This is a genomic window from Citrobacter sp. Cpo100 (genome assembly GCF_030332595.1).
GTDB classification, from domain to species: Bacteria; Pseudomonadota; Gammaproteobacteria; order Enterobacterales; family Enterobacteriaceae; genus Citrobacter; species Citrobacter portucalensis.
In genome coordinates, this window is record NZ_JAOWHM010000029.1 from 65,265 (window position 1) to 90,200 (window position 24,936).

17 protein-coding genes are annotated in these 24,936 nt (G+C 53.9%); 10 read left to right on the forward strand and 7 right to left on the reverse strand.

Translation table 11 applies throughout. The features are described from left to right. The first annotated feature begins 24 nt into the window (after positions 1-24). From OGX96_RS05685 to OGX96_RS05705, 5 genes are all read left to right on the forward strand, one after another. Entirely contained in the window at positions 25-2,358 is a 2,334-nt protein-coding gene (locus OGX96_RS05685; RefSeq protein ID WP_057067157.1) for a Tex family protein, read from the forward strand. 432 nt (positions 2,359-2,790) lie between these two features. Continuing rightward, positions 2,791-3,018, forward strand: coding sequence for a ferrous iron transporter A (gene feoA, locus OGX96_RS05690; protein ID WP_003023519.1), 228 nt, complete (start codon positions 2,791-2,793; stop codon positions 3,016-3,018). A gap of 18 nt (positions 3,019-3,036) precedes the next feature. Continuing rightward, positions 3,037-5,355, forward strand: coding sequence for a Fe(2+) transporter permease subunit FeoB (feoB, locus tag OGX96_RS05695; protein WP_003827652.1), 2,319 nt, complete (start codon positions 3,037-3,039; stop codon positions 5,353-5,355). 11 nt (positions 5,356-5,366) lie between these two features. After that, positions 5,367-5,603 carry a [Fe-S]-dependent transcriptional repressor FeoC gene (feoC, locus tag OGX96_RS05700; RefSeq protein ID WP_198802895.1) on the forward strand — a complete coding sequence of 79 codons (237 nt, stop codon included), beginning with the start codon at positions 5,367-5,369 and terminating at the stop codon, positions 5,601-5,603. A gap of 245 nt (positions 5,604-5,848) precedes the next feature. Continuing rightward, positions 5,849-6,823, forward strand: coding sequence for an Rpn family recombination-promoting nuclease/putative transposase (locus tag OGX96_RS05705; protein WP_198802893.1), 975 nt, complete (start codon positions 5,849-5,851; stop codon positions 6,821-6,823). A 44-nt stretch (positions 6,824-6,867) separates the two neighbouring features. Here the strand turns inward: OGX96_RS05705 and bioH are convergent, their stop codons facing one another. After that, positions 6,868-7,638, reverse strand: a complete 771-nt coding sequence (gene bioH, locus OGX96_RS05710; RefSeq protein ID WP_198802891.1) for a pimeloyl-ACP methyl ester esterase BioH — start codon at positions 7,636-7,638, stop codon at positions 6,868-6,870. 37 nt (positions 7,639-7,675) lie between these two features. On the opposite strand from bioH, the gene gntX reads away from it, so the two are divergent. The 3 genes from gntX to gntT all read left to right on the forward strand — a co-directional run bounded on the left by gntX (position 7,676) and on the right by gntT (position 10,689). Continuing rightward, the gene (gene gntX, locus OGX96_RS05715) at positions 7,676-8,359 is read left to right on the forward strand and encodes a DNA utilization protein GntX (protein WP_198802889.1); all 684 of its coding nucleotides are present in this window, start codon (positions 7,676-7,678) and stop codon (positions 8,357-8,359) included. 58 nt (positions 8,360-8,417) lie between these two features. Beyond that, positions 8,418-8,993, forward strand: a complete 576-nt coding sequence (gene nfuA, locus OGX96_RS05720) for a Fe-S biogenesis protein NfuA (RefSeq protein WP_003023509.1) — start codon at positions 8,418-8,420, stop codon at positions 8,991-8,993. 379 nt (positions 8,994-9,372) lie between these two features. Continuing rightward, positions 9,373-10,689, forward strand: a complete 1,317-nt coding sequence (gntT, locus tag OGX96_RS05725) for a gluconate transporter (RefSeq protein WP_003023507.1) — start codon at positions 9,373-9,375, stop codon at positions 10,687-10,689. An 87-nt stretch (positions 10,690-10,776) separates the two neighbouring features. On the opposite strand, the gene malQ is transcribed toward gntT, so the two are convergent. Together malQ and malP are read right to left on the reverse strand one after the other, a co-directional pair. Further along, positions 10,777-12,864, reverse strand: coding sequence for a 4-alpha-glucanotransferase (gene malQ, locus OGX96_RS05730; protein ID WP_198802885.1), 2,088 nt, complete (start codon positions 12,862-12,864; stop codon positions 10,777-10,779). Between the two features lie 9 nt (positions 12,865-12,873). Next, positions 12,874-15,267: a maltodextrin phosphorylase gene (gene malP, locus OGX96_RS05735; protein ID WP_103284630.1), complete on the reverse strand. Its 2,394-nt coding sequence runs from the start codon at positions 15,265-15,267 to the stop codon at positions 12,874-12,876. Between the two features lie 618 nt (positions 15,268-15,885). Between malP and malT the strand changes: the two genes are divergently transcribed. Continuing rightward, on the forward strand, positions 15,886-18,591 hold the full coding sequence (gene malT / locus OGX96_RS05740) for an HTH-type transcriptional regulator MalT (protein ID WP_003827634.1): 2,706 nt from the start codon (positions 15,886-15,888) through the stop codon (positions 18,589-18,591). 41 nt (positions 18,592-18,632) lie between these two features. On the opposite strand, the gene OGX96_RS05745 is transcribed toward malT, so the two are convergent. The 3 genes from OGX96_RS05745 to glpE form a co-directional block, all read right to left on the reverse strand. After that, positions 18,633-19,391, reverse strand: coding sequence for a DeoR/GlpR family transcriptional regulator (locus tag OGX96_RS05745; RefSeq protein WP_003023499.1), 759 nt, complete (start codon positions 19,389-19,391; stop codon positions 18,633-18,635). A gap of 45 nt (positions 19,392-19,436) precedes the next feature. Beyond that, complete coding sequence (gene glpG, locus OGX96_RS05750) at positions 19,437-20,270, reverse strand: rhomboid family intramembrane serine protease GlpG (protein WP_103284628.1); 834 nt, start codon at positions 20,268-20,270, stop codon at positions 19,437-19,439. A 75-nt stretch (positions 20,271-20,345) separates the two neighbouring features. Next, positions 20,346-20,672, reverse strand: a complete 327-nt coding sequence (glpE, locus tag OGX96_RS05755) for a thiosulfate sulfurtransferase GlpE (protein ID WP_003827629.1) — start codon at positions 20,670-20,672, stop codon at positions 20,346-20,348. 198 nt (positions 20,673-20,870) lie between these two features. Here glpE and glpD point away from each other — a divergent pair, with 198 nt between their 5' ends. Then, complete coding sequence (gene glpD, locus OGX96_RS05760) at positions 20,871-22,379, forward strand: glycerol-3-phosphate dehydrogenase (RefSeq protein WP_008786343.1); 1,509 nt, start codon at positions 20,871-20,873, stop codon at positions 22,377-22,379. 90 nt (positions 22,380-22,469) lie between these two features. Here glpD and glgP read toward each other — a convergent pair whose 3' ends face one another. Continuing rightward, positions 22,470-24,917, reverse strand: coding sequence for a glycogen phosphorylase (gene glgP / locus OGX96_RS05765; RefSeq protein ID WP_003827624.1), 2,448 nt, complete (start codon positions 24,915-24,917; stop codon positions 22,470-22,472). Between the last annotated feature and the right edge of the window lie 19 nt (positions 24,918-24,936).

The following is a 24,936-nucleotide window of genomic DNA, read 5'->3' on the forward strand; positions in this document are numbered from 1 at the left end:
TTTATCCTATAGACGAAGCTATCCATGATGAATGATTCTTTCTGCCGCATTATCGCAGGTGAAATTCAGGCTCGTGCTGAACAGGTAGAAGCTGCCGTTCGCCTGCTTGACGAAGGGAACACCGTGCCGTTTATCGCACGATATCGTAAGGAAATCACCGGCGGTCTGGACGATACGCAACTGCGTAATCTGGAAACCCGTCTGGGATATCTGCGTGAACTGGAAGACCGCCGTCAGGCAATCCTGAAATCTATCGGCGAGCAAGGCAAACTGACCGACGATCTGGCGAAAGCGATCAACGGTACGTTAAGTAAGACCGAACTCGAAGATCTCTATCTGCCGTATAAACCAAAGCGCCGCACCCGTGGGCAGATCGCCATTGAGGCCGGACTGGAGCCGTTGGCAGACCTGCTGTGGAACGAACCGTCTCACGACCCGGAAACGGAAGCCGCAAAATATCTCAACGCCGAAAACGGCGTGGCGGATACCAAAGCCGCCCTCGACGGCGCGCGCTACATTCTAATGGAGCGCTTCGCTGAAGACGCTGCTCTGCTGGCGAAAGTACGTGATTATCTGTGGAAAAACGCCCATCTGGTTGCCACCGTGGTAAGCGGTAAAGAAGAGGAAGGCGCTAAGTTCCGCGACTACTTCGATCACCACGAACCGATTTCTACCGTGCCATCCCACCGTGCGCTGGCCATGTTCCGTGGCCGTAACGAAGGCGTGTTGCAACTTTCACTAAATGCCGATCCGCAATTCGATGAGCCACCAAAAGAGAGCCACGGCGAGCAGATTATCCGGGATCACCTGGGACTACGCCTGAACAACGCCCCAGCAGACAGCTGGCGTAAAGGCGTGGTTAGCTGGACCTGGCGCATCAAAGTGCTGATGCACCTCGAAACGGAGCTGATGGGTACCGTGCGCGAACGTGCGGAAGATGAAGCGATTAACGTCTTTGCCCGTAACCTGCATGACCTGCTGATGGCCGCTCCGGCCGGGCTGCGCGCCACCATGGGCCTCGATCCAGGTCTGCGTACCGGTGTAAAAGTGGCAGTGGTTGACGGTACCGGCAAGCTGGTCGCGACCGACACCATTTATCCGCATACCGGTCAGGCCGCCAAAGCCGCCGTTGCCGTTGCGGCGCTTTGTGAAAAACACAACGTTGAACTGGTGGCGATTGGTAACGGTACGGCGTCGCGCGAAACCGAGCGTTTCTTCCTCGACGTGCAAAAGCAGTTCCCGCAAGTGACCGCGCAGAAAGTGATCGTCAGTGAAGCCGGCGCGTCGGTTTACTCCGCATCCGAACTGGCGGCGCTGGAGTTCCCGGACCTCGACGTATCTTTGCGTGGCGCGGTGTCTATCGCCCGTCGTCTGCAGGATCCGCTGGCTGAGCTGGTGAAAATCGATCCGAAATCTATCGGCGTGGGCCAGTATCAGCACGACGTAAGCCAGACTCAGTTGGCGCGTAAGCTGGATGCGGTGGTGGAAGACTGCGTGAACGCCGTCGGCGTCGATCTGAATACCGCCTCCGTACCGCTGCTGACCCGTGTTGCTGGTCTGACGCGCATGATGGCGCAGAATATCGTTGCCTGGCGCGATGAGAACGGTCAATTCCAGAACCGTCAGCAACTGTTAAAAGTCAGCCGTCTTGGGCCTAAAGCCTTTGAACAGTGCGCGGGATTCCTGCGTATCAACCACGGCGATAACCCGCTGGATGCCTCAACCGTTCACCCGGAAGCTTATCCGGTTGTGGAACGCATTCTGGCCGCCACCGAGCAATCGTTGCGTGACCTGATGGGTAACAGCAGCGAACTGCGTAATCTGAAAGCCGCTGATTTTACCGACGAACGCTTCGGGGTGCCGACCGTCACCGACATCATCAAAGAGCTGGAAAAACCGGGCCGCGATCCGCGTCCTGAATTTAAAACCGCGCAGTTTGCCGATGGTGTAGAAACCATGAACGATCTGCTGCCGGGAATGATTCTGGAAGGGGCAGTCACCAACGTCACCAACTTCGGCGCGTTTGTTGATATCGGCGTTCATCAGGATGGTCTGGTGCATATCTCTTCGCTGTCGAATAAGTTCGTCGAAGATCCGCACACCGTGGTGAAAGCAGGCGACATTGTGAAGGTGAAAGTGCTGGAAGTGGACCTGCAGCGTAAGCGTATCGCGCTGACCATGCGTCTGGACGAGCAGCCGGGTGAAACTAATGCGCGTCGCGGCGGCGGGAATAACGATCGCGCTCAGGGTAATCGCCCGACGCCAAAAGCCGCGAAACCGCGTGGCCGTGACGCACAGCCTGCGGGCAACAGCGCGATGATGGATGCGCTGGCTGCGGCAATGGGTAAAAAACGCTAAGTTTAAACCGTGTGCCGGATGGTGGTGTAAACGCCCTGTCCGGCCAGGTTATCACAATTAATTTGTAGGCCGGATAAGGCGCATGAGCGTCGTCATCCGGCATATTTAATCTATGCCCCGCGTTGCACCACAATATATTTATCACTTCATTAACAGATGAAACCTTAATTAAACATTAAGATCCCCAATAATTACTTCCGCGAATCACTCGTTTCCAACCAGAATAAATATTGAGGAATATCAAAATTGGCTCAAATTATTATCTAATTGTACATTCCGTCACACTTATTCTATTGATGATAGAAACCATTCTCATTATCATTGATTTGTTGATTATTTACTCTTTCCTTACGTTGGCTAATCATCTGGTCTCATGCCGCCCTGTCGCCCCATGAGGTAATCATCCAGTTAGCGAGATATAAGTAGGTCCCTATGCAATTCACTCCTGACAGTGCGTGGAAAATTACCGGTTTTGCCCGTGAAATCAGCCCGGCTTATCGTCAGAAACTGTTGTCACTTGGCATGCTACCCGGCTCATCCTTCAACGTGGTACGCGTCGCCCCGCTCGGCGATCCTATCCATATCGAAACGCGTCGCGTAAGTCTGGTATTGCGTAAGAAGGATCTGGCGTTATTAGAAGTGGAAGCGGTTTCCTGTTAATACAGTGAGTCTATAAAAATGAAAAAACTAACCATTGGTTTAATTGGTAATCCTAATTCCGGCAAGACAACCTTATTCAACCAGCTCACCGGCGCGCGCCAGCGTGTAGGCAACTGGGCTGGCGTTACCGTTGAGCGTAAAGAAGGCCATTTCGCCACGACGGACCACCAGGTCACGCTGGTCGATTTACCCGGCACCTATTCTCTGACGACAATCTCATCCCAAACCTCTCTCGATGAGCAGATTGCCTGTCACTATATTTTAAGCGGCGACGCGGATCTCTTGATCAACGTGGTCGATGCTTCAAACCTTGAACGCAACCTCTACCTGACGTTGCAACTGCTTGAGCTGGGTATTCCCTGTATCGTCGCACTGAACATGCTGGATATTGCTGAGAAACAGCAAATCCGTATCGATATCGACGCCCTCTCCGCTCGTCTTGGCTGTCCGGTGGTTCCACTGGTTTCCACCCGCGCCCGCGGCATTGAAGCACTGAAGCTGGCGATCGATCGCTACAAAGAAAACGACACCGTTGAGCTGGTCCATTATGCCCAGCCGCTGCTGCAAGAAGCTGATTCCCTCGCCGACGCAATGGCCAAAGATATGCCGCTTAAACAGCGCCGCTGGCTAGGCCTGCAGATGCTCGAAGGCGATATCTACAGCCGTGCTTACGCAGGTGATGCAGCACAAAACCTTGATGCCGCTGTTGCTCGCCTGAGTGAGACAATGGACGACCCGGCGCTGCATATTGCCGATGCACGTTACCAGTGCATTGCTGCTATCTGCGATACCGTCAGTAATACCCTGACGGCAGAGCCGAGCCGTTTCACCACCGCGGTAGATAAAATTATCCTCAACCGCTTCCTCGGTCTGCCGATTTTCCTGTTCGTGATGTACCTGATGTTCCTGCTTGCCATCAACATTGGCGGCGCGCTGCAGCCGTTGTTTGATGTTGGCTCCGTGGCACTCTTTATCCATGGTATTCAGTGGATTGGCTATACGCTGCACTTCCCGGACTGGCTGACCATCTTCCTGGCGCAAGGTCTTGGCGGCGGGATTAACACCGTGCTGCCGCTGGTGCCGCAAATCGGCATGATGTATCTGTTCCTCTCCTTCCTTGAAGACTCCGGCTACATGGCGCGCGCTGCGTTTGTGATGGACCGTCTGATGCAGGCGTTGGGACTGCCGGGCAAATCGTTTGTCCCACTGATCGTCGGCTTTGGTTGTAACGTACCGTCGGTGATGGGCGCACGTACGCTGGATGCCCCGCGTGAGCGTCTGATGACCATCATGATGGCGCCATTTATGTCCTGCGGCGCACGTCTGGCGATTTTCGCCGTCTTTGCCGCGGCTTTCTTTGGTCAGAACGGCGCGCTGGCGGTCTTCTCGCTGTACGTACTGGGTATCGTCATGGCGGTGTTGACCGGCCTGATGCTCAAACACACCATCATGCGTGGCGAAGCAACGCCGTTTGTGATGGAACTGCCGGTATATCACGTACCGCACATTAAGAGTCTGATCATTCAAACCTGGCAACGTCTGAAAGGCTTCGTTCTGCGTGCAGGTAAAGTCATCATCATCGTCAGTATTTTCCTCAGCGCGTTTAACAGCTTCTCACTGAGCGGAAAAATCGTCGACAACATCAACGACTCTGCTCTGGCTTCAGTTAGCCGCGTCATTACCCCTGTCTTCAAACCGATTGGTGTTCACGAAGATAACTGGCAGGCAACCGTAGGTCTGTTCACCGGCGCGATGGCGAAAGAAGTGGTTGTCGGTACGCTGAACACGCTCTATACCGCAGAAAACATTCAGGAAGAAGAGTTCAACCCGGCAGATTTCCACCTCGGTGACGAGCTGCTCGGCGCGGTAGATGAAACCTGGCAAAGCCTGAAAGACACTTTCAGCCTGAGCGTGCTGGCTAACCCTATCGAAGCCAGCAAGGGCGACGGTGAAATGGCTACCGGCGCAATGGGCGTGATGGGCGAGAAATTTGGCAGCGCCGCCGCCGCGTACAGCTACCTGATCTTTGTTCTGCTGTATGTACCGTGCATTTCAGTGATGGGCGCTATCGCACGTGAATCCAGCCGTGGCTGGATGAGCTTCTCGATTCTGTGGGGCCTGAATATCGCCTACTCTCTGTCGACGCTGTTTTATCAGACGGTCAGCTACAAAGAGCACCCGACCTACAGCCTGGTGTGCATTTTAGCGGTCATCCTGTTTAACATCGTGTTGCTGGGCCTGCTGCGTCGAGCTCGCAGCCGCGTGGACCTCGCACTGCTGGCAACCAACAGAACGGCGAGTTCCTGCTGTTCCAGCACGACTGGCGATTGCCACTAAGGTTATCGACAATGGCATCGCTTATTCAGGTTCGTGATTTACTGGCTTTGCGGGGGCGCATGGAGGCGACACAAATTAGCCACACGCTGCATACCCCGCAGCCCATGATTGACGCCATGCTGAATCAGTTAGAAAAGATGGGCAAAGCGGTGCGGATTCAGGAAGATGCCGACGGGTGTATTTCCGGAAGCTGCAAAAGTTGCCCGGAAGGTAAAGCCTGCCTGCGCGAGTGGTGGGCTTTACGCTAATCAGATGCTCTTTGCCGGATGGCGCTACGCTTATCCGGCCTACAAATGATGCAAACGTCCAGGCCGGATAGCGCGTTTACGCTGATATCCGGCTTTTTTGCGTAATGGATTCCACACAGATTTCATTATTTCAGCAAAAAAGATCTATCTTCCAGCCAGCCACGCATCATTATTAATCCGTGGATGATTACTGGTAACCTGGGAAGTAGAGTCTCGTCATCTTTTTTCTCAGGTGACGGATCGCCATGAATACTGACACGACTGCTACGCCGCATGACGCGATTTTCAAAACGTTCTTAAACCACCCGGCGACCGCACGCGACTTTCTTCAGCTTCATCTTCCAGCCTCTTTGCAAAAACTTTGCGATCTTAAAACGCTGCAACTGGAATCGGGCAGCTTTATTGAGGACGATTTGCGCGCGTACTACTCTGATGTGCTGTGGTCGTTAAAAACTCGCGAAGGCGATGGCTATATTTACACCATCATTGAGCATCAGAGCACCGCTGATAGCCATATGGCATTTCGCCTGATGCGTTACGCCATTGCGGTAATGCATCGTCATTTGGCTGCAGGCCACAAGAAACTCCCGCTGGTGATACCCATGCTTTTTTATCATGGCTCAGCAAGCCCATACCCCTATTCACTTTGTTGGCTGGACGAGTTTGATGACCCAGAGTCCGCCAGACAACTTTATAGCACCGCGTTTCCACTGATCGATATCACTGTTGTGCCCGATGACGAGATTATGCAGCATCGCCGGATGGCGCTGTTGGAGCTCATCCAAAAGCATATTCGTAAACGCGATTTGATGGGGCTGGTAGAAAAACTGGCCATCCTGCTTGTTAAAGGACACGCTAATGACAACCAGTTGAAAGCCTTGTTTAATTATTTAATGCAGGCTGGTAACACCACACATTTTGGCGAGTTTCTTCATGAAGTCGCCGAACGTTTACCCCAACATAAGGACAAGTTGATGACTATCGCCGAAAGATTACGACAGGAAGGGCATCTAAATGGTCTTCAGGAAGGCCATAGGAAAGGGTTGCAAGAAGGGTTGCAAGAAGGGCTACAGGAGGGGTTACAAACGGGTCTGCAACAAGGCAAACGAGAGGAAGCATTACGTATTGCATCAACTATGCAGGCTGATGGTATAGACCCACTAACCATCTTCAGAATTACTGGCCTGACCGCTGAGGATCTGGCTACGCGCAGCCATTAATCTCAGGCCCGGCGAGCATGGCACCACCGGGCAACACATCAAATTTATAGTTTCTGTTTTAACGCCACAAGCGCTGCACAGAATTCGTCGGGATGCGAGATAAACGGCGCATGCGCCGCTTTGGCAAACACCAAAGACTCGCTCTGCGGCCACAGTGCATCCAGCATTGGGACGACTTTGCGCGGCACCAGCCCGTCAAGATAGCCGTACAACCGCAGGAAAGGCATTTCCACCGCGCACAGCGGTTCTCGCAGATCGACCGTTTTCAGGATCTCCAGTCCACCATTGAGCACCTCGACGTCCGGCATGGGTAAAGCCAGTACCGTTTTCTTCAGCGCTCGCGCATCCTGACGCGCAGTTTCTGTGCCCATCGTTTGCAATGCCAGAAAACGCTCCACCGTACGCTGGAAATCTTCGCTCAGCTGCTGCTGGAAACCTGCCAGCACCTCTGGCTTGATTCCCGGCCACTCATCCCGCGCGCTAAAGCAAGGAGAAGACGCGACGGTCACCAGCGCCTGAACACGCTCAGGATGCGTTAACGCCACCTGACTCGCGACCAGCCCGCCCAGACTCCAGCCGAGCCAGATAGCTTTCTCCGGTGCCTGTTTCAATACCCGCTCAGCCATCTCTTCCAGTGACATTGCACCGAAACCCTGGCTACGACCAAATCCCGGTAAGTCGACAAGATGCAGCGTAAAATGCGAGCTCAGTTCCTCGCTTATGCAATGCCACACTTGCGCATTCAGTCCCCATCCGTGCAGCAGCACAAGATGGCAATTTCCCGAACCCTGGGTCTGCCACCAGATGTCATTCATCAGTTATTGTTCTCTTTTAGCCTGAAAGGATGCATCTATGCTAACAGTACCGGGATTGTGCTGGCTATGCCGAATGCCCCTGACGTTAGGGCATTGGGGGATCTGCTCAGTCTGTACGCGGGCAACGCGTCAACACGCCAGCCTGTGCCCTCAATGTGGACTCCCTGCCACTCATACCGTCATTCCCTGTGGGCGCTGCCTGCAAAAACCGCCGCCGTGGCAGCGACTGGTTACCGTCAGCGACTATGTTCCGCCGTTGAGCGGGCTTATCCACCAGCTCAAGTTTTCACGACGCAGCGAAACAGCCTCAGCTCTTTCACGTTTGTTGTTGCTGGAGGTACTACAGACCCGGCGCACCAGCGGCCTTCCTCTACCGGACAGGCTGGTCAGCGTCCCGCTCTGGCAACGTCGACACTGGCGCAGAGGGTTTAATCAGAGCGATTTACTGTGCCGTCCGCTGGCACGCTGGCTGGGTTGCGACTGGGACAGCCGGACCATCTCGCGGGTTCGGGCAACCGCCACACAGCACCATCTCAGCGCCCGATTACGTAAACGTAACCTGAAAAATGCCTTTCGCCTTGAATTGCCGGTGCAGGGACTCCATATGGTTATTGTGGATGATGTCGTCACTACCGGAAGTACCGTCGCGGAAATCGCGCAGCTGCTTTTACGCAACGGCGCGGCGACTGTCCAGGTATGGTGCCTGTGTCGAACCTTGTAGAGCCTCGATGATGGGCGTATTATAACCAAGTAAAATAGTCAACTATTAGGCCATTACTATGATCCATATTTCCGATGCTGCACAAGCGCACTTTGCCAAACTGCTGGCAAATCAGGAAGAAGGGACACAAATCCGCGTATTTGTGATTAATCCCGGCACGCCTAACGCTGAATGCGGCGTTTCTTATTGTCCGCCGGACGCCGTGGAAGCAACCGACACCGCCATTAAATTTGACCTGCTGACCGCATATGTTGATGAACTGAGCGCACCGTATCTGGAAGATGCAGAAATCGATTTCGTTACCGACCAGTTAGGCTCCCAACTGACCCTGAAAGCACCAAACGCCAAAATGCGTAAAGTTGCCGATGATGCGCCGCTGATGGAACGCGTGGAGTACATGCTGCAATCGCAGATCAACCCACAGCTGGCTGGCCACGGTGGTCGTGTCTCTCTGATGGAAATCACCGATGAAGGCTACGCCATTCTGCAGTTTGGCGGCGGCTGTAACGGCTGTTCAATGGTAGATGTAACGCTGAAAGAAGGTATCGAGAAGCAGCTGCTGGCTGAATTCCCTGAACTGAAAGGCGTTCGCGATTTAACCGAACACCAGCGCGGCGAGCACTCTTACTACTAACGCCCGAACCTGTAGAGTATCCGTAGGCCCGATAAGACGCACCCGCGTCGCTATCGGGCATTAATGCCGGGTGGTAGCGTAATCGCGGTCTCCGGCTTACACCCCAACATTTCTTCGCATTTATCCTGCAACAATCCCCCGCATAATTTGACCAGCTTCTCATATTTTAAATTTTGCCTGTCCAGGTGATTTTCAAGCGTAGCATGTTACCCGTATCATTCGTGTCAGCACCTAACACACACATAATAGCCAGTTAAACTGATTAGTTTTGAAGGCAACCAGCATTGGTGCTGAGAATACTCTGTTCCCGGTCGGGACAATCGGAATTTGTCATCTAAACACTGACGTTACCCATAACAAAGTAAAGGCCAGGTAAATCATGCCATTAGTCATCGTTGCTATCGGTGTAATCTTGTTACTCCTCCTGATGATCCGTTTCAAAATGAACGGCTTCATCGCTCTCGTCCTGGTGGCGCTTGCTGTCGGATTGATGCAAGGGATGCCACTGGATAAAGTCATCGGTTCGATTAAAGCCGGCGTCGGCGGAACCCTTGGCAGCCTCGCCCTGATTATGGGTTTTGGCGCCATGCTGGGCAAAATGCTGGCGGACTGCGGCGGCGCACAGCGCATCGCAACCACGCTGATTGCTAAATTCGGCAAAAAACACATTCAGTGGGCAGTGGTATTAACCGGATTCACCGTCGGTTTTGCCCTGTTCTACGAAGTCGGCTTCGTGCTGATGCTGCCGCTGGTATTCACCATTGCTGCCGCTGCTAACATCCCGCTGCTGTACGTTGGTGTGCCGATGGCGGCTGCGCTGTCCGTTACTCACGGCTTCCTGCCGCCGCACCCGGGTCCAACCGCTATTGCCACCATTTTCCACGCAGACATGGGTAAAACTCTGCTGTTTGGTACGATTCTGGCAATCCCGACCGTTATTCTCGCCGGTCCGGTATACGCGCGTTTCCTGAAAGGCATCGATAAGCCAATCCCGGAAGGTCTGTACAGCGCAAAAACCTTCACTGAAGAAGAGATGCCAGGCTTTGGCGTCAGCGTCTGGACCTCTCTGGTCCCGGTTATCCTGATGGCAATGCGCGCCGTGGCGGAGATGATTCTGCCGAAAGGTCATGCTTTCCTGACGGTTGCAGAATTCCTCGGTGACCCGGTCATGGCAACGCTGATTGCGGTGCTGATTGCGATGTTCACTTTTGGTCTGAACCGCGGACGTTCGATGGATCAGATTAACGACACGCTGGTGTCCTCAATCAAAATCATCGCGATGATGCTGTTGATCATCGGTGGTGGCGGTGCCTTCAAACAGGTTCTGGTTGATAGCGGCGTGGACAAATACATCGCTTCAATGATGCACGGCTCTAACGTGTCTCCACTGCTAATGGCATGGTCTATCGCTGCAGTACTACGTATCGCACTGGGTTCCGCAACCGTTGCAGCGATTACTGCAGGTGGGATTGTGGCACCGCTGATTGCAACGACCGGCGTAAGCCCTGAGCTGATGGTTATTGCGGTTGGTTCCGGTTCCGTCATCTTCTCCCACGTGAACGATCCTGGGTTCTGGCTGTTCAAGGAGTACTTCAACCTGACCATCGGTGAAACCATCAAGTCATGGTCAATGTTGGAAACCATTATCTCCGTCTGCGGTCTGGTAGGGTGTCTGCTGCTGGGTATGGTGGTCTGATAAAACTGAGCCTGATGGCGCTACGCTTATCAGGCCTACGTGCTACGAGCCATCACCATAAAAAAGCCGGGGAAATCCCCGGCTTTCTTACTTCTTCTTCGCGGCCGCTTTTCGCCGCTTATCCAAATCCTTAATCAGCTTATTCACGCCCTCATCGGCAAACATCTGCTCCAGCGTGGCGGTGAGTTTTCGCCGCCAGTTTTTGTACTGGTCGCTGGTCCCCGGAATGTTGACCGGCTCAGCCATATCCAGCCAGTCTTCCGGTTGCAGGCCCAGCAGCGCACTGTTGCTGTCAGCGATGTAGCGTTGCATGCCGCGATTCAGAATCGGCGTCATCGACATCAGGGACGCCTTGTGACCGGCACGTTTTGGCAGGCAGCCGTATTTGTGCAGCGCATCCAGCAGCCCCTGTTTCGCCAGTTCCCGGTCCTGATACAACCCGCGCAGCACGACTTCATCCGGATACAGGCCCAGTGCTTTACCTAGCGTCAGATCGCCACTATCCCAATAACCTTTAAGCGTAGGAAGGTCATGCGTCGCCGCGACTGCCATTGATTGTTCCGGGTACGCTTTCGGCGCACGGAAGTTTTTCTCATGGTCATTCTCAAAATAAAGCACTTTGTAGGAGTAGACGCCGCTGTCACGCAGCTTGCTGACGATCTCCACCGGCACGGTACCCAGATCTTCACCAATCACCATGCAGTGGTGACGTTTACTTTCCAGCGCCAGAATTGAAAGCAAATCATCGACCGGATAATGCACGTAGGCGCCGTGATCGGCAGTTTCACCGTAAGGGATCCACCACAGACGCAGCATCGACATGACATGGTCGATACGCAACGCGCCGCAGTTCTGCATATTGGCGCGCAGTAGTTCGATAAACGGTTCGTAGGCGCGTGCCGTGATGATGTGCGGATCCATCGGCGGCAGTCCCCAGTTTTGCCCAAGCGGACCGAGAATATCCGGCGGCGCGCCAACTGAAGCTTTCAGGCAATACAACTCGCGGTCACACCAGGTTTCCGCCCCGCCTTCGGCCACGCCAACGGCCAGGTCGCGATACAGCCCTATTGGCATTGCAAAGCCCTGGCTGATTTTCCAGCAGTCAGCAAACTGGGTATACGCCAGCCACTGCAACCACAGGTAGAAATCTACGTCATCACGATGTTCTTCGCAGAAGCGTTTTACCTCTGGCGAGTCCACTGACTGGAAAACTTCTGGCCACACCGGCCAGCCCCAGCGCAATGCGTCCTCTTTCACCTGATGCGCATGCAGCGCATCAAAGGCCGCCTGCCAGTAGAGGCTATCCCCTTCCTGAGCCACAAACTGGCGAAATACCGCCATCTGCTCATCATCACGCGCAGAGAAGCTTTTCCACGCCATACGTAGTGCCGTCATCTTCAGTGCGGTAACAGCAGAATAATCAACCCACTCGGTATCGCGCGCGCGTTGCAGAGCTTGCTGAGTCGCGGGTTTCTTCCACCACGCCTGCGCCTCTTTACTCAGACGGAAATCATCTACGGCGTTTACATCAATATAAATAACGTTCAACCAGCGACGTGACGACGGGCTGTACGGGCTGGCACTCTCCGGATTCGCCGGATACAGCGCGTGAATCGGATTAAGCCCGATAAACGCGCCGCCGCGTTGCGCCACATCCACCAGCATGGTGCGGAGATCGCCGAAGTCGCCAATCCCCCAGTTATTTTCCGATCGCAGGGTGTAGAGCTGAACGCATGCGCCCCACAGCTTCTGCCCGGCTAACAACGCCTGCGGTTCATAGCAGCGCTTTGGTGCCACGATGATACGACAATGGGAACGCAGCTCGCCCTGGGTCAGGGTCAACGTGTGATACCCCTCCGGCAGCTTCGCCGGAAGGTTAAAAGATTTACCACCGACGGCATGCCCTTTGTGCTGCACGCCCTCTTCGGTGGTCAGCAGCCAGTTAAACTCTCCGTTTCCCTCAACCGCCAGCGGCATTTTCTTGCCAGCGGTATAGACCATGACATTCGGCACCGGGGTTACCGCCACCTGAGTGGCAGCGGTGGTGCGATGCATGGCGTCAAGCAAACGCCGTTTGGTTTCGGCGCCAATAGACTGCGGTTTACCGTGGGCATTAATGTAATTGGGGCTGATCCCCGCCGCCAGCGCGGCATTATCCAGACGTTTGCTTTCCATCGCGATTCCTTAACGTTTCGCCTGCCAGATACGAGCCTGATAATCGCGGATGGAGCGATCCGAGCTGAACATGCCGCAACGCGCGGTATTCAGAATCGCCGCCCGGGTCCAGGCGTCCTGGTCACGATACAACACGTCAACCTGCTTCTGAGCTTCAACGTAGGCCGCGAAGTCCGCCATCACCAGATACGGGTCCCCGCCCTGCTTGCCGATACTGTGCAGCATCTGGTCAAAGGCATGCTTGTCGCCATCGCTGTATTTCCCGCTTTCCAGCTCTTTCAGGACAGCATCCAGCACTTTGTCTTTTTTACGCCATTTCACCGGGTCGTAGCCTTTGGCTTTGAGCGCCTTCACCTCTTCCACGGTATGACCAAAGATAAAGATATTCTCGTCACCCACCTTCTCGGCGATTTCGACGTTTGCGCCATCCAGCGTACCTACGGTTAACGCACCGTTCAGCGCCAGCTTCATGTTACCGGTGCCGGAAGCCTCTTTCCCTGCGGTTGAAATCTGCTCAGAGATGTCCGCCGCCGGGATCAGCATTTCCGCCGCCGAGACACAATAATCCGGCAGGAAGACAACCTTCAGCTTGTCACCGACTTTCGGGTCGTTATTGATGGTTTGTGCAACCTGGTTGATGGCGAAGATGATATTTTTCGCCAGGTAGTAACCCGGAGCAGCTTTTGCGCCAAACAGGAATACGCGCGGCACGCGATCTGCCTGCGGGTTCTCACGGATTTCTTTGTACAACGCCAGAATATGCAGCAGATTCAGGTGCTGGCGCTTGTACTCATGAAGACGTTTAATCTGAATATCAAAGATAGCGTTAGTCGTTATTTCAATACCGGTACGCGCTTTAATAAACTTCACCAGACGCTCTTTGTTCGCCAGCTTGATGTCACGATACTGCTGACGGAACTTCGCATCGTCCGCGTATTTTTCCAGGTTAATCAGCTGGTCGAGGTCGTTAGCCCACTCTTTTTTCAGCGATTTATCCAGCAGTGCGGCAAGCGCCGGGTTGCATTGCTTAATCCAGCGACGCGGAGTAATCCCGTTAGTGACGTTATGGAATTTGTTCGGCCAGAGCTGGTGATATTCCGGGAACAGATCTTTCACCACCAGATCGGAGTGCAGCGCCGCCACGCCGTTGACCGCAAAACCGCTGACCACACACATGTTGGCCATACGCACCTGTTTATTGTGCACCACTGCAAGCTTCGCCCAGACTTCAGCATCACCCGGCCAGGTTTTATCAACCAACGTCTTAAAGCGGTCGTTAATCTCTTTGATGATTTGCATGTGGCGCGGCAGGAGTGCTTTCACCAGTTTCTCATCCCAGCACTCTAACGCTTCCGGCATCAGGGTGTGGTTGGTGTAAGCGAAGGTCTTGCTGGTAATCGCCCACGCATCGTCCCAGCTCATCTGGTGCTCATCAATCAGCACGCGTAGCAGTTCAGGGATCGCGATAGTCGGGTGAGTATCGTTAAGTTGAATAACTTCGTAATCAGCCAGTTCGTGCAGCTTACGCCCTGCCAGATGATGGCGGCGCAGAATGTCGGCTACGGAGCAGGCGCACTGGAAGTACTGCTGCATCAGGCGCAGCTTTTTACCCGCGGTGTGGTTATCGTTCGGGTACAGCACTTTCGTCAGTTTTTCAGCGTCGATGCCCTGCTGCTCTGCGCGCAGGAAATCGCCGTCATTAAATTTGGTCAGGTTAAACGGGTGCGCATGGCTGGCCTGCCACAGACGCAGCGGTTGCGCTACGCCGTTACGGTAACCGAGAACCGGCAGATCCCAGGCCTGGCCGGTGATAGTAAACCCTGGCTCCCAGTGCCCTTCTTTGGTGACCTTGCCGCCAATCCCAACCTGCACATCCAGCGCCTCGTTGTGACGGAACCACGGGTAGCTGCCACGATGCCAGTCATCCGGGGCTTCCATCTGTTGGCCATCGGCAAACGACTGACGGAACAGGCCGTACTGGTAGTTGAGGCCATAGCCCGTCGCCGACTGGCCGACTGTCGCCATCGAATCAAGGAAGCAGGCCGCCAGGCGTCCCAATCCACCGTTACCCAACGCCGGATCGATCTCTTCTTCCAGCAGATCAGTCAGGTTGACGTCATGCGCTTTCAGCTCATCGCTCACCGCCTGATACCAGCCGAGGTTGAGTAAATTGTTGCCGGTCAGGCGACCAATCAAAAACTCCATCGAGATGTAGTTAACGTGACGCTGATTTTTTGCCGGTTTCGCCGCAGGCTGGGCGCTGAGTAACTCAGCCAACGCCCCACTCACTGCCTGCCACCACTGGCGCGACGTCATTTCTTGAGCCGACAGTAAACCGAAGCGCTGCCACTGACGCGTCAGGGCAGCCTGAAATTGATCTTTGTTGAAAGTAGGCTGTGACATAGGGGTTCCAGATCCTTAGGTAATAAAACAACGTTATCGCTAGTTTGCCTGGCTCGTTGTTGACATTCCTCATCCTGGCACGGATTAGGGAGGGAGGAGGAGCGGGGATGAGCATAAAAGTGTGATCACCACCACTTAAAGGGGAGGTAATTGCCCGTAAATTCGCGCAAACCCCGCATAACGCTCTTCGGATGACGCATTAGTAACAAAGGATTAATCGACAATATCAAATAGCGATATGACGATGAGAAACAATGTGTAAATAGGGAAATAGTTTCTAACCTGAAATATCTGTGCCGGATAAGATAGTTCACATAAAACTTTTAAGTCGGCCACAAAATTCGGTGATATTCATTAGCTATTTGAGTAACCATATAAAAAGAGAGGGATTTTTCAACACAGTTAAAATAACGACGGATCCAGTCGCCACGCCTGTTGCGACTCTTTAAAGCATTTATTGCAATAGATGTATAGATTTGTGACATAGTGCAAAATCAGACACACAAAAAGTCCGCTTAGCTTGCATAAAACACCAATCTGGCCGACCTTATACCTATTAATTACGAAGCGCAAAAAAAATCATTCTTCCCTATTTTCACACAGTGAAGTGACTAACTTATGTTGATTCCGTCTAAATTAAGTCGTCCGGTTCGACTCGACCATACGGTGGTTCGTGAGCGCCTGTTGGCTAAACTTTCCGGCGCGAACAATTTCAGGCTTGCCCTGATAACAAGTCCTGCTGGTTATGGAAAAACGACGCTGGTTTCACAATGGGCGGCAGGGAAAAATGATTTAGGCTGGTATTCTCTGGATGAGGGCGATAATCAGCAAGAGCGCTTTGCCAGTTATCTGATCGCCGCTATCCAACAGGCAACCGGTGGACACTGCACCACCAGCGAAGCGATGGTGCAAAAACGTCAGTACGCCAGCCTGACGTCACTGTTTGCCCAGCTATTTATCGAACTGGCCGAGTGGCACCGCCCGCTCTACCTGGTAGTAGATGATTATCATCTGATCTCTAATCCGGCCATTCACGAAGCGATGCGTTTCTTCCTGCGTCATCAGCCTGAGAACCTCACGCTGGTCGTGCTGTCGCGCAACCTGCCGCAGTTGGGTATTGCCAACCTGCGGGTACGCGATCAACTGCTGGAGATAGGCAGCCAACAGCTGGCCTTTAACCATCAGGAAGCCAAACAATTTTTCGACCGACGTTTGTCCTCCCCCATCGAAGCGGCTGAAAGCAGCCGGATGTGCGATGACGTTGCTGGCTGGGCCACGGCATTACAACTGATCGCCCTTTCCGCCCGCCAGAACAATCATTCCGCGCACCAGTCAGCACGACGCCTCGCGGGGATCAACGCCAGCCATTTGTCCGATTATCTGGTTGATGAAGTGCTGGACAGCGTCGACCTCGGCACCCGTCACTTCCTGCTGAAAAGCGCCATTCTGCGTTCCATGAACGATGCGCTGATCGTCCGCGTTACCGGGGAAGAAAACGGCCAGATGCGGCTGGAAGAAATTGAGCGCCAGGGGTTATTCCTGCAACGGATGGATGACGTTGGCGAGTGGTTCAGTTATCACCCGCTGTTTGGTAGCTTTTTACGCCAGCGCTGCCAATGGGAGCTGGCGAACGAACTGCCCGAAATACACCGCGCCGCAGCTGAAAGCTGGATGGCGCAAGGCTTCCCCAGCGAAGCTATCCACCACGCGCTGGCGGCCGGCGACGCCCATATGCTACGCGATATCCTGCTTAATCATGCGTGGGGACTGTTTAACCATAGCGAGCTGACGTTACTGGAAGAGTCGCTGAAAGCCCTGCCGTGGGAAAGCCTGCTGGAAAATCCGCGTCTGGTTCTGTTGCAAGCCTGGCTGATGCAAAGCCAGCACCGCTACGGAGAGGTTAACACCTTGCTGGCGCGCGCAGAGCAGGAAATGAAAGGCGACATGGAGCCGACACTGCACGCCGAATTCAACGCTTTACGGGCGCAGGTAGCGATTAACGACGGCAACCCTGACGAAGCCGAACGCCTGGCGAAACTGGCGCTGGATGAGTTGCCCATCGCCTGGTTCTATAGCCGGATCGTCGCCACCTCGGTGCACGGCGAAGTCCTGCACTGTAAGGGCGATCTCACGCGCTCTTTGGCGTTAATGCAGCAAACCGAGCAAATGGCGCGTCATCATGACGTCTGGCATTACGCGCTGTGGAGTCTTATCCAGCAAAGCGAAATTTTGTTTGCCCAGGGCTTTTTACAGGCCGCCTGGGAAACTCAGGAAAAAGCATTCCAGCTGATCAAAGAGCAGCACCTGGAACAGCTGCCGATGCACGAATTCCTGGTACGTATTCGCGCACAACTACTGTGGGCATGGGCGCGTCTGGACGAATCAGAAGCCTCTGCCCGTAGCGGTATTGAACTGCTTTCCACTTTCCAGCCGCAGCAACAGCTACAGTGTCTGGCGTTGCTGGTTCAGTGTTCACTGGCACGGGGCGATCTCGATAACGCTCGCAGCCTGCTCAACCGCCTGGAAAACCTGCTGGGTAACGGTCACTATCACAGCGACTGGATCTCCAACGCCGATAAGGTGCGGGTGATTTACTGGCAAATGGTGGGCGACAAAAACTCGGCCGCCAACTGGCTGCGCCACACGCCGAAACCAGAATTCGCCAATAACCACTTCCTGCAAAGCCAGTGGCGCAACATCGCTCGTGCACAAATCCTGCTCGGCGAGTTTGAACCGGCTGAGATTGTGCTGGAAGAGTTGAATGAAAATGCGCGCAACCTGCGCCTGATGAGCGATCTGAACCGCAACCTGTTGCTGCTTAATCAGCTCTACTGGCAGGCAGGACGCAAAAATGACGCCCAGCGTGTGTTACTCGACGCCCTACAGCTGGCGAACCGTACCGGGTTTATCAGCCACTTTGTTATCGAAGGCGAGGCCATGGCGCAACAACTGCGTCAGTTGATTCAGCTCAATACCTTACCGGAACTCGATCAGCACCGCGCCCAGCGCATTTTGCGTGAGATTAACCAGCACCACCGCCATAAATTTGCCCACTTCGATGAAGGATTCGTTGAGCGTCTGCTTACTCACCCGGAAGTGCCGGAGCTTATCCGCACCAGCCCGCTGACCCAGCGCGAATGGCAGGTTCTGGGACTGATTTATTCGGGCTACAGCAACGAACAGATCGCCGGAGAGCTGGCCGTCGCGGCAACGACCATCAAGACGCACATCCGCAATTTGTACCAAAAGCTCGGCGTCGCACATCGCCAGGATGCGGTGCAACATGCGCAGAAGCTGCTGAAGATGATGGGGTACGGCGTTTAGTTAATGCCTGATACGCAACGCTTATCAGGCCTGGAATTACCTTAGCACAGCTCTAACTGGATATGATGGTCAGCAATCACCTGCATCACACCAGCAGGCGGCAGCGTGTCGGTATACACCGCATCCACCATGCTGATGCTGCCCATATTCACCATCGCGTTACGCCCAAACTTCGAGTGGTCCACCACCAGCATCACATGCCGTGAATTCTCAATGATCGCGCGCTTGGTACGAACTTCGTGATAATCAAACTCCAGCAGAGAACCATCGCTGTCGATGCCGCTGATCCCTAAGATGCCGAAGTCCAGACGGAACTGAGAAATAAAGTCGAGGGTCGCTTCGCCCATAATACCGCCGTCGCGGCTACGCAGTTCACCACCAGCGAGGATTATGCGGAAATCCTCTTTCGCCATCAGCGTGTTCGCCACATTGAGGTTGTTGGTCACAATGCGTAAATTGCTGTGATTAAGCAGCGCGTGAGCCACCGCTTCCGGCGTGGTTCCGATATCAATAAACAGCGTAGAGCCGTTCGGGATCTGCGTGGCAACTTTGCGGGCAATGCGCTCTTTTTCCGCCGTCTGCGTCGCTTTACGGTCATGCCACGGGGTGTTGACCGAGCTGGATGGCAGCGCCGCGCCGCCGTGATGGCGCAAAATCATGTTCTGATCGGCCAGATCGTTAAGATCGCGGCGAATCGTCTGCGGGCTGACGGAGAAATGCTCCACCAGCTCTTCAGTACTGACGTATCCCTGTTTTTTTACCAGCTCGATGATCGCGTCATGTCGTTGTGTTTGCTTCATTAGTGTTCCCTGAAATTTTGCCGGATGCGCTAACGCTTATCCGGCCTACAAAGTTCGTTTCCGCACATTCATCGTATCGGCAAACGCCATTGCCAGACCCACTGCCAATCCGGCGATATGAGCGCCATTCGCCATCGACATGCCGAATAGATCAAACCAGCCGGCAACAATCCAGATCAAAGCAAAGATAATCAAACCACGCTGCAGGAAAATACCGCTTTGCGGATCGCGCTCGCCGCGCAACCACACGTAGCCCATCAGCGCATATACCACGCCAGACAGTCCACCAAACCACGGGCCGCTAAATTTCTGCTGAACATAGCCGCTCAACAGGGCGCTGATCACGGTAATTACAATCAGTTTTCCACTGCCCAGACGCTTTTCAACCGCACCGCCGAGATACCACCACCACAACAGGTTGAACAGAATATGCATCAGCGAGAAGTGCATAAAAGCGTGGGTGAAATAACGCCAGAATTCAAATTTCAGCGAAGGGTCAAACGGCCATGCCAGCCAAAGCATCACCGCCTGGTCGCCCAGCACGTTCATCGCGATAAACACCAGCACACACGCGGCCATTACGAACCAGGTTACCGGGCCTGCGCGTTCGCGCAATGTGGCCAGGAACGGATAACGCTGGTAGTGCAGACCGCTGTCGGTCTGACCCGACTGCCAGCTTGCCGCTAGGTAGCGCGGATCGCCCGGATTCTCCAGAAATCGCGCCAGTTCAGCATGCACGCGCTCGGCTTGGGACTCATCCGCCAGCCAGACATCCGTTTGCTGATGTTGTTGAATCGTCAGGATAACGCCCTGTGTCGCCATATAATCAACAAATGCCTGCGCCACGCGGGGGTTAGCAAAAGAGGTAATCATCAACATGGTTGCTGTCGCTTATTCCACACAAAAGAGGACAGTATATATATCCTACCCGTTTCAGGCTGCATCTTTGTTAGCTTACGAACCGTATGCCACTTCTGCCGGAAAATGTCGATGCCAGGCGTCGAAGCCGCCATCAACGCTGTAAACCGCGTCATAGCCTTGCTGAAGAAGATATTGCGCCGCACCTTTACTGCTGTTTCCGTGATAACACATCACCAACACGGCGGTGTCGAAATCATGCTCGCGCATAAATGACCCCAGCGTGTCGTTCGTCAGATGAAACGCCTGCGGGGCATGACCCATGGCATAGCTTTGCGGATCACGGATATCCACTAACACCGCGCTCCCCTGATGCAGCTTCTGATGCGCTTCTTCGACATTAATACATTCAAACTGATCCATTGCTCTCTCTTCTTTATATGGCAGGTGATGCTTTTCGGACATGTTACTGCTTAGTGTACGTCCCGACGGCAGTTAAACGCCATAATGTTATATGTATCACTGTAAATTGTTTATCCGATGTTACCAATGGCGCGATTCTTTGCTATTATGCTCGATAACGAACATTAATGAGCTATAACGAAAGTGCGAGAGGCCAGCATGGAAACCAAAGATCTGATTGTGATAGGTGGAGGCATCAACGGTGCCGGTATCGCGGCAGATGCCGCTGGACGCGGTTTATCCGTGCTGATGCTGGAAGCGCAGGATTTAGCCTGCGCCACCTCTTCCGCTAGCTCCAAACTCATCCACGGTGGCCTGCGCTACCTGGAACACTACGAATTTCGTCTGGTAAGCGAAGCGCTGGCCGAACGTGAAGTGCTGTTGAAAATGGCACCGCATATCGCCTTCCCGATGCGCTTTCGTCTGCCCCACCGCCCGCATCTGCGTCCGGCGTGGATGATCCGCATTGGTTTGTTTATGTACGATCATCTGGGCAAACGCACTAGTTTGCCAAGTTCTACCGGTTTGCGTTTTGGTGCAGATTCCGTAATGAAACCTGAGATTGTGCGCGGTTTCGAATATTCTGACTGCTGGGTCGACGATGCGCGACTGGTTTTGGCAAACGCCCAAATGGTTGTACGTAAAGGCGGAGAAGTATTAACCCGCACTCGCGCCACTTCTGCTCGCCGTGAAAACGGTTTGTGGATTGTTGAAGCTGAAGATATCGATACCGGCAAAAAATACACCTGGCAGGCGCGTGGCCTGGTCAACGCCACCGGTCCGTGGGTGAAAGAGTTCTTCGACGACGGTATGCACCTGCCATCACCGTACGGCATTCGCCTGATTAAAGGCAGCCACATCGTAGTGCCGCGCGTACATACCCAGAAGCAAGCTTATATTCTGCAAAACGAAGATAAGCGTATTGTGTTTGTTATCCCATGGATGGACGAATTCTCGATCATCGGGACGACAGACGTTGAATACAAAGGCGATCCGAAAGCAGTGAAAATTGATGAAAGCGAAATCAATTACCTGCTGAAGGTCTACAACGCGCACTTTAAGAAGCAACTGGGCCGTGATGATATCGTCTGGACTTACTCAGGCGTGCGTCCGCTGTGCGATGACGAGTCTGACTCACCGCAGGCGATCACCCGTGATTACACGCTGGATATCCACGACGAAAACGGCAAAGCGCCGTTGCTGTCGGTCTTTGGCGGTAAGCTGACCACCTATCGTAAGCTGGCTGAGCACGCGATGGAAAAACTGGCATCGTACTACCAAGGAATTGGTCCGGCATGGACGAAAGAGTGCATTCTGCCAGGCGGTGACATTGGCGGCGATCGCGAAGATTACGCGGCCAAACTGCGCCGTCGCTACCCGTTCCTTACCGAGTCGCTGGCACGCCATTATTCTCGCACCTACGGCAGCAACACCGAATGGGTTATCGGCGAAGCCACCTCGCTTGCCGAGTTAGGTGAAGACTTTGGCCATGAGTTTTATGAGGCCGAGCTGAAATATCTGGTCGATCATGAATGGGTTCGTCGTGCGGAAGATGCGTTGTGGCGTCGCACGAAAGAAGGTATGTGGCTGAATGCTGAGCAGCAGTCGCGTATGACCCAGTGGCTGGCGGAGTACATTGAAAAACACCAGCTGTCGCTGGCGTCCTGATAAAAATGCCGGATGCGGCTAGCGCCTTATCCGGCCTACAAGAGTGCATAAACGTAGGCCGGGCAAGCGAAGCGCCCCCGGCATCGTGTGTTACAACCGCACCGAATCAATATGCCAGATGTTTTCGGCGTACTCTTTGATCGTCCTGTCCGACGAGAAGTACCCCATGTTGGCGATATTAATCATCGATTTGGTGGTCCACTCTTCCGGGTGACGATACAGTTCATCAACCTTATCCTGGCAATCAACGTAGCTGCGATAATCCGCCAGAACCTGATAGTGGTCACCAAAGTTAATCAGCGAATCCACCAGGTCGCGATAACGTCCCGGCTCCTCAGGGCTGAATACGCCGCTGCCGATCTGCGTCAGCACCTGGTGCAGCTCTTCGTCTTTCTCGTAATACTCACGCGGCTTGTAGCCCTGGCTGCGTAAAGCCTCGACCTCTTCCGCCGTATTACCAAAGATAAAGATATTTTCTGCGCCCACATGCTCCAGCATCTCAACGTTGGCACCGTCCAGCGTCCCGATGGTCAGCGCACCGTTAAGAGCAAATTTCATATTACTGGTACCGGAGGCTTCGGTCCCGGCCAGAGAAATCTGTTCAGAAAGGTCGGCGGCAGGAATAATCACCTGCGCCAGGCTGACGCTGTAGTTGGGGATAAACACCACTTTCAGCTTGTCGCCAATTTGCGGATCGTTGTTGATCACTTTGGCGACGTCGTTGATCAGGTGAATGATGTGTTTCGCCATGTAATAAGCCGAAGCCGCTTTACCGGCGAAGATATTCACACGCGGTACCCACTCAGCATCAGGATCGGCCTTAATGCGATTGTAGCGGGTGATCACATGCAGCACGTTCATCAACTGGCGTTTGTATTCGTGAATACGCTTGATCTGCACATCAAACAGCGATTTCGGGTTCACCACCACGTTCAGCTGCTGGGCAATGAGCGTGGCCAGACGCTTTTTGTTCTCCAGCTTCGCGCGGCGCACCGCCTGATTTACCAGTGGGTAATCGCAGTGCTGTTCAAGCTCACTGAGCTGGCTGAGATCGGTTCGCCAGGTGCGGCCAATGTTCTCATCCAGCACTTCAGAGAGCGACGGGTTGGCCAGCGCCAGCCAGCGACGCGGCGTCACGCCGTTGGTGACGTTGCAGAAGCGAGTCGGGAAAATCTTCGCAAAATCAGCAAACAGCGACTGCACCATCAGGTTGGAGTGCAATTCAGAAACGCCGTTTACCTTGTGGCTCACCACCACCGCCAGCCATGCCATACGCACGCGACGGCCGTTAGACTCATCGATAATCGACGTCCGCCCCAGCAGAGCGGTATCGTTCGGATACTGTTCCTGCAACGTCTTCAGGAAGTAGTCGTTGATCTCAAAGATGATTTGCAGATGGCGCGGCAAAATTTTGCCCAGCATATCGACGGGCCAGGTCTCCAGCGCTTCGCTCATCAAAGTGTGGTTGGTATACGAGAAGACCTGACAGCAGACCTCAAACGCATCATCCCAGCTGAACTTATGCTCATCGATTAGCAGTCGCATCAGCTCAGGGATCGACAGCACCGGATGGGTGTCGTTGAGGTGAATGGCGATTTTATCCGCCAGGTTGTCGTAGGTTTTGTGCAGCTGGTAATGACGACTCAGAATGTCCTGCACCGTGGAGGAGACCAGGAAATACTCCTGGCGCAACCGCAGTTCGCGTCCTGAATAGGTGGAGTCGTCCGGGTACAGTACGCGGGAGACGTTCTCGGAGTGGTTTTTATCTTCCACCGCCGCAAAGTAGTCGCCCTGGTTAAATTTACCGAGATTAATCTCGCTACTGGCCTGGGCATTCCACAGGCGCAGCGTGTTGGTGGCGTCGGTGTCGTAGCCGGGGATAATCTGGTCGTAGGCGACCGCGAGGATCTCTTCGGTTTCTATCCAGCGCGTTTTCTTACCTTCCTGCTGAATGCGCCCGCCAAAACGCACTTTGTAGCGCGTGTTGTGCCGTTTGAATTCCCACGGGTTACCGTATTCCAGCCAGTAGTCAGGCGACTCTTTCTGGCGGCCATCAACAATGTTCTGCTTGAACATGCCGTAGTCATAACGAATACCGTAACCGCGTCCCGGCAATCCCAGCGTTGCCAGAGAGTCCAGGAAGCAGGCCGCCAGGCGCCCGAGACCGCCATTGCCAAGACCTGGGTCGTTTTCTTCGTCGATCAGATCTTCAAGATCCAACCCCATACCTTCCAGCGCATTTTTGACATCGTCATAAATGCCCAGCGATAACAGTGCATTGGAAAGCGTGCGGCCAATCAGAAACTCCATAGACAGGTAATAGACCTGACGAGTTTCCTGAGATAATTGCGCACGGTTAGAACGCAGCCAGCGCTCCACGAGACGGTCGCGCACCGCGAACAACGTGGCGTTCAGCCACTCATGTTTATTGGCAATGACCGGGTCCTTACCAATCGTGAACATCAGCTTATAGGCAATAGAATGCTTAAGTGCCTCTACGCTGAGTGTGGGCGATGCATAAGTAAATGGAGCATTCATATAGGTGATTCCTGGATAT

Coding starts and splice junctions, on each gene's coding strand:
- OGX96_RS05685 (WP_057067157.1), top strand. CDS start 25: ATGATGAATGATTCTTTCTGCCGCATTATCGCAGGTGAAATTCAGGCT.
- feoA (WP_003023519.1), top strand. CDS start 2,791: ATGCAATTCACTCCTGACAGTGCGTGGAAAATTACCGGTTTTGCCCGT.
- feoB (WP_003827652.1), top strand. CDS start 3,037: ATGAAAAAACTAACCATTGGTTTAATTGGTAATCCTAATTCCGGCAAG.
- feoC (WP_198802895.1), top strand. CDS start 5,367: ATGGCATCGCTTATTCAGGTTCGTGATTTACTGGCTTTGCGGGGGCGC.
- OGX96_RS05705 (WP_198802893.1), top strand. CDS start 5,849: ATGAATACTGACACGACTGCTACGCCGCATGACGCGATTTTCAAAACG.
- bioH (WP_198802891.1), bottom strand. CDS start 7,638: ATGAATGACATCTGGTGGCAGACCCAGGGTTCGGGAAATTGCCATCTT.
- gntX (WP_198802889.1), top strand. CDS start 7,676: ATGCTAACAGTACCGGGATTGTGCTGGCTATGCCGAATGCCCCTGACG.
- nfuA (WP_003023509.1), top strand. CDS start 8,418: ATGATCCATATTTCCGATGCTGCACAAGCGCACTTTGCCAAACTGCTG.
- gntT (WP_003023507.1), top strand. CDS start 9,373: ATGCCATTAGTCATCGTTGCTATCGGTGTAATCTTGTTACTCCTCCTG.
- malQ (WP_198802885.1), bottom strand. CDS start 12,864: ATGGAAAGCAAACGTCTGGATAATGCCGCGCTGGCGGCGGGGATCAGC.
- malP (WP_103284630.1), bottom strand. CDS start 15,267: ATGTCACAGCCTACTTTCAACAAAGATCAATTTCAGGCTGCCCTGACG.
- malT (WP_003827634.1), top strand. CDS start 15,886: ATGTTGATTCCGTCTAAATTAAGTCGTCCGGTTCGACTCGACCATACG.
- OGX96_RS05745 (WP_003023499.1), bottom strand. CDS start 19,391: ATGAAGCAAACACAACGACATGACGCGATCATCGAGCTGGTAAAAAAA.
- glpG (WP_103284628.1), bottom strand. CDS start 20,270: ATGTTGATGATTACCTCTTTTGCTAACCCCCGCGTGGCGCAGGCATTT.
- glpE (WP_003827629.1), bottom strand. CDS start 20,672: ATGGATCAGTTTGAATGTATTAATGTCGAAGAAGCGCATCAGAAGCTG.
- glpD (WP_008786343.1), top strand. CDS start 20,871: ATGGAAACCAAAGATCTGATTGTGATAGGTGGAGGCATCAACGGTGCC.
- glgP (WP_003827624.1), bottom strand. CDS start 24,917: ATGAATGCTCCATTTACTTATGCATCGCCCACACTCAGCGTAGAGGCA.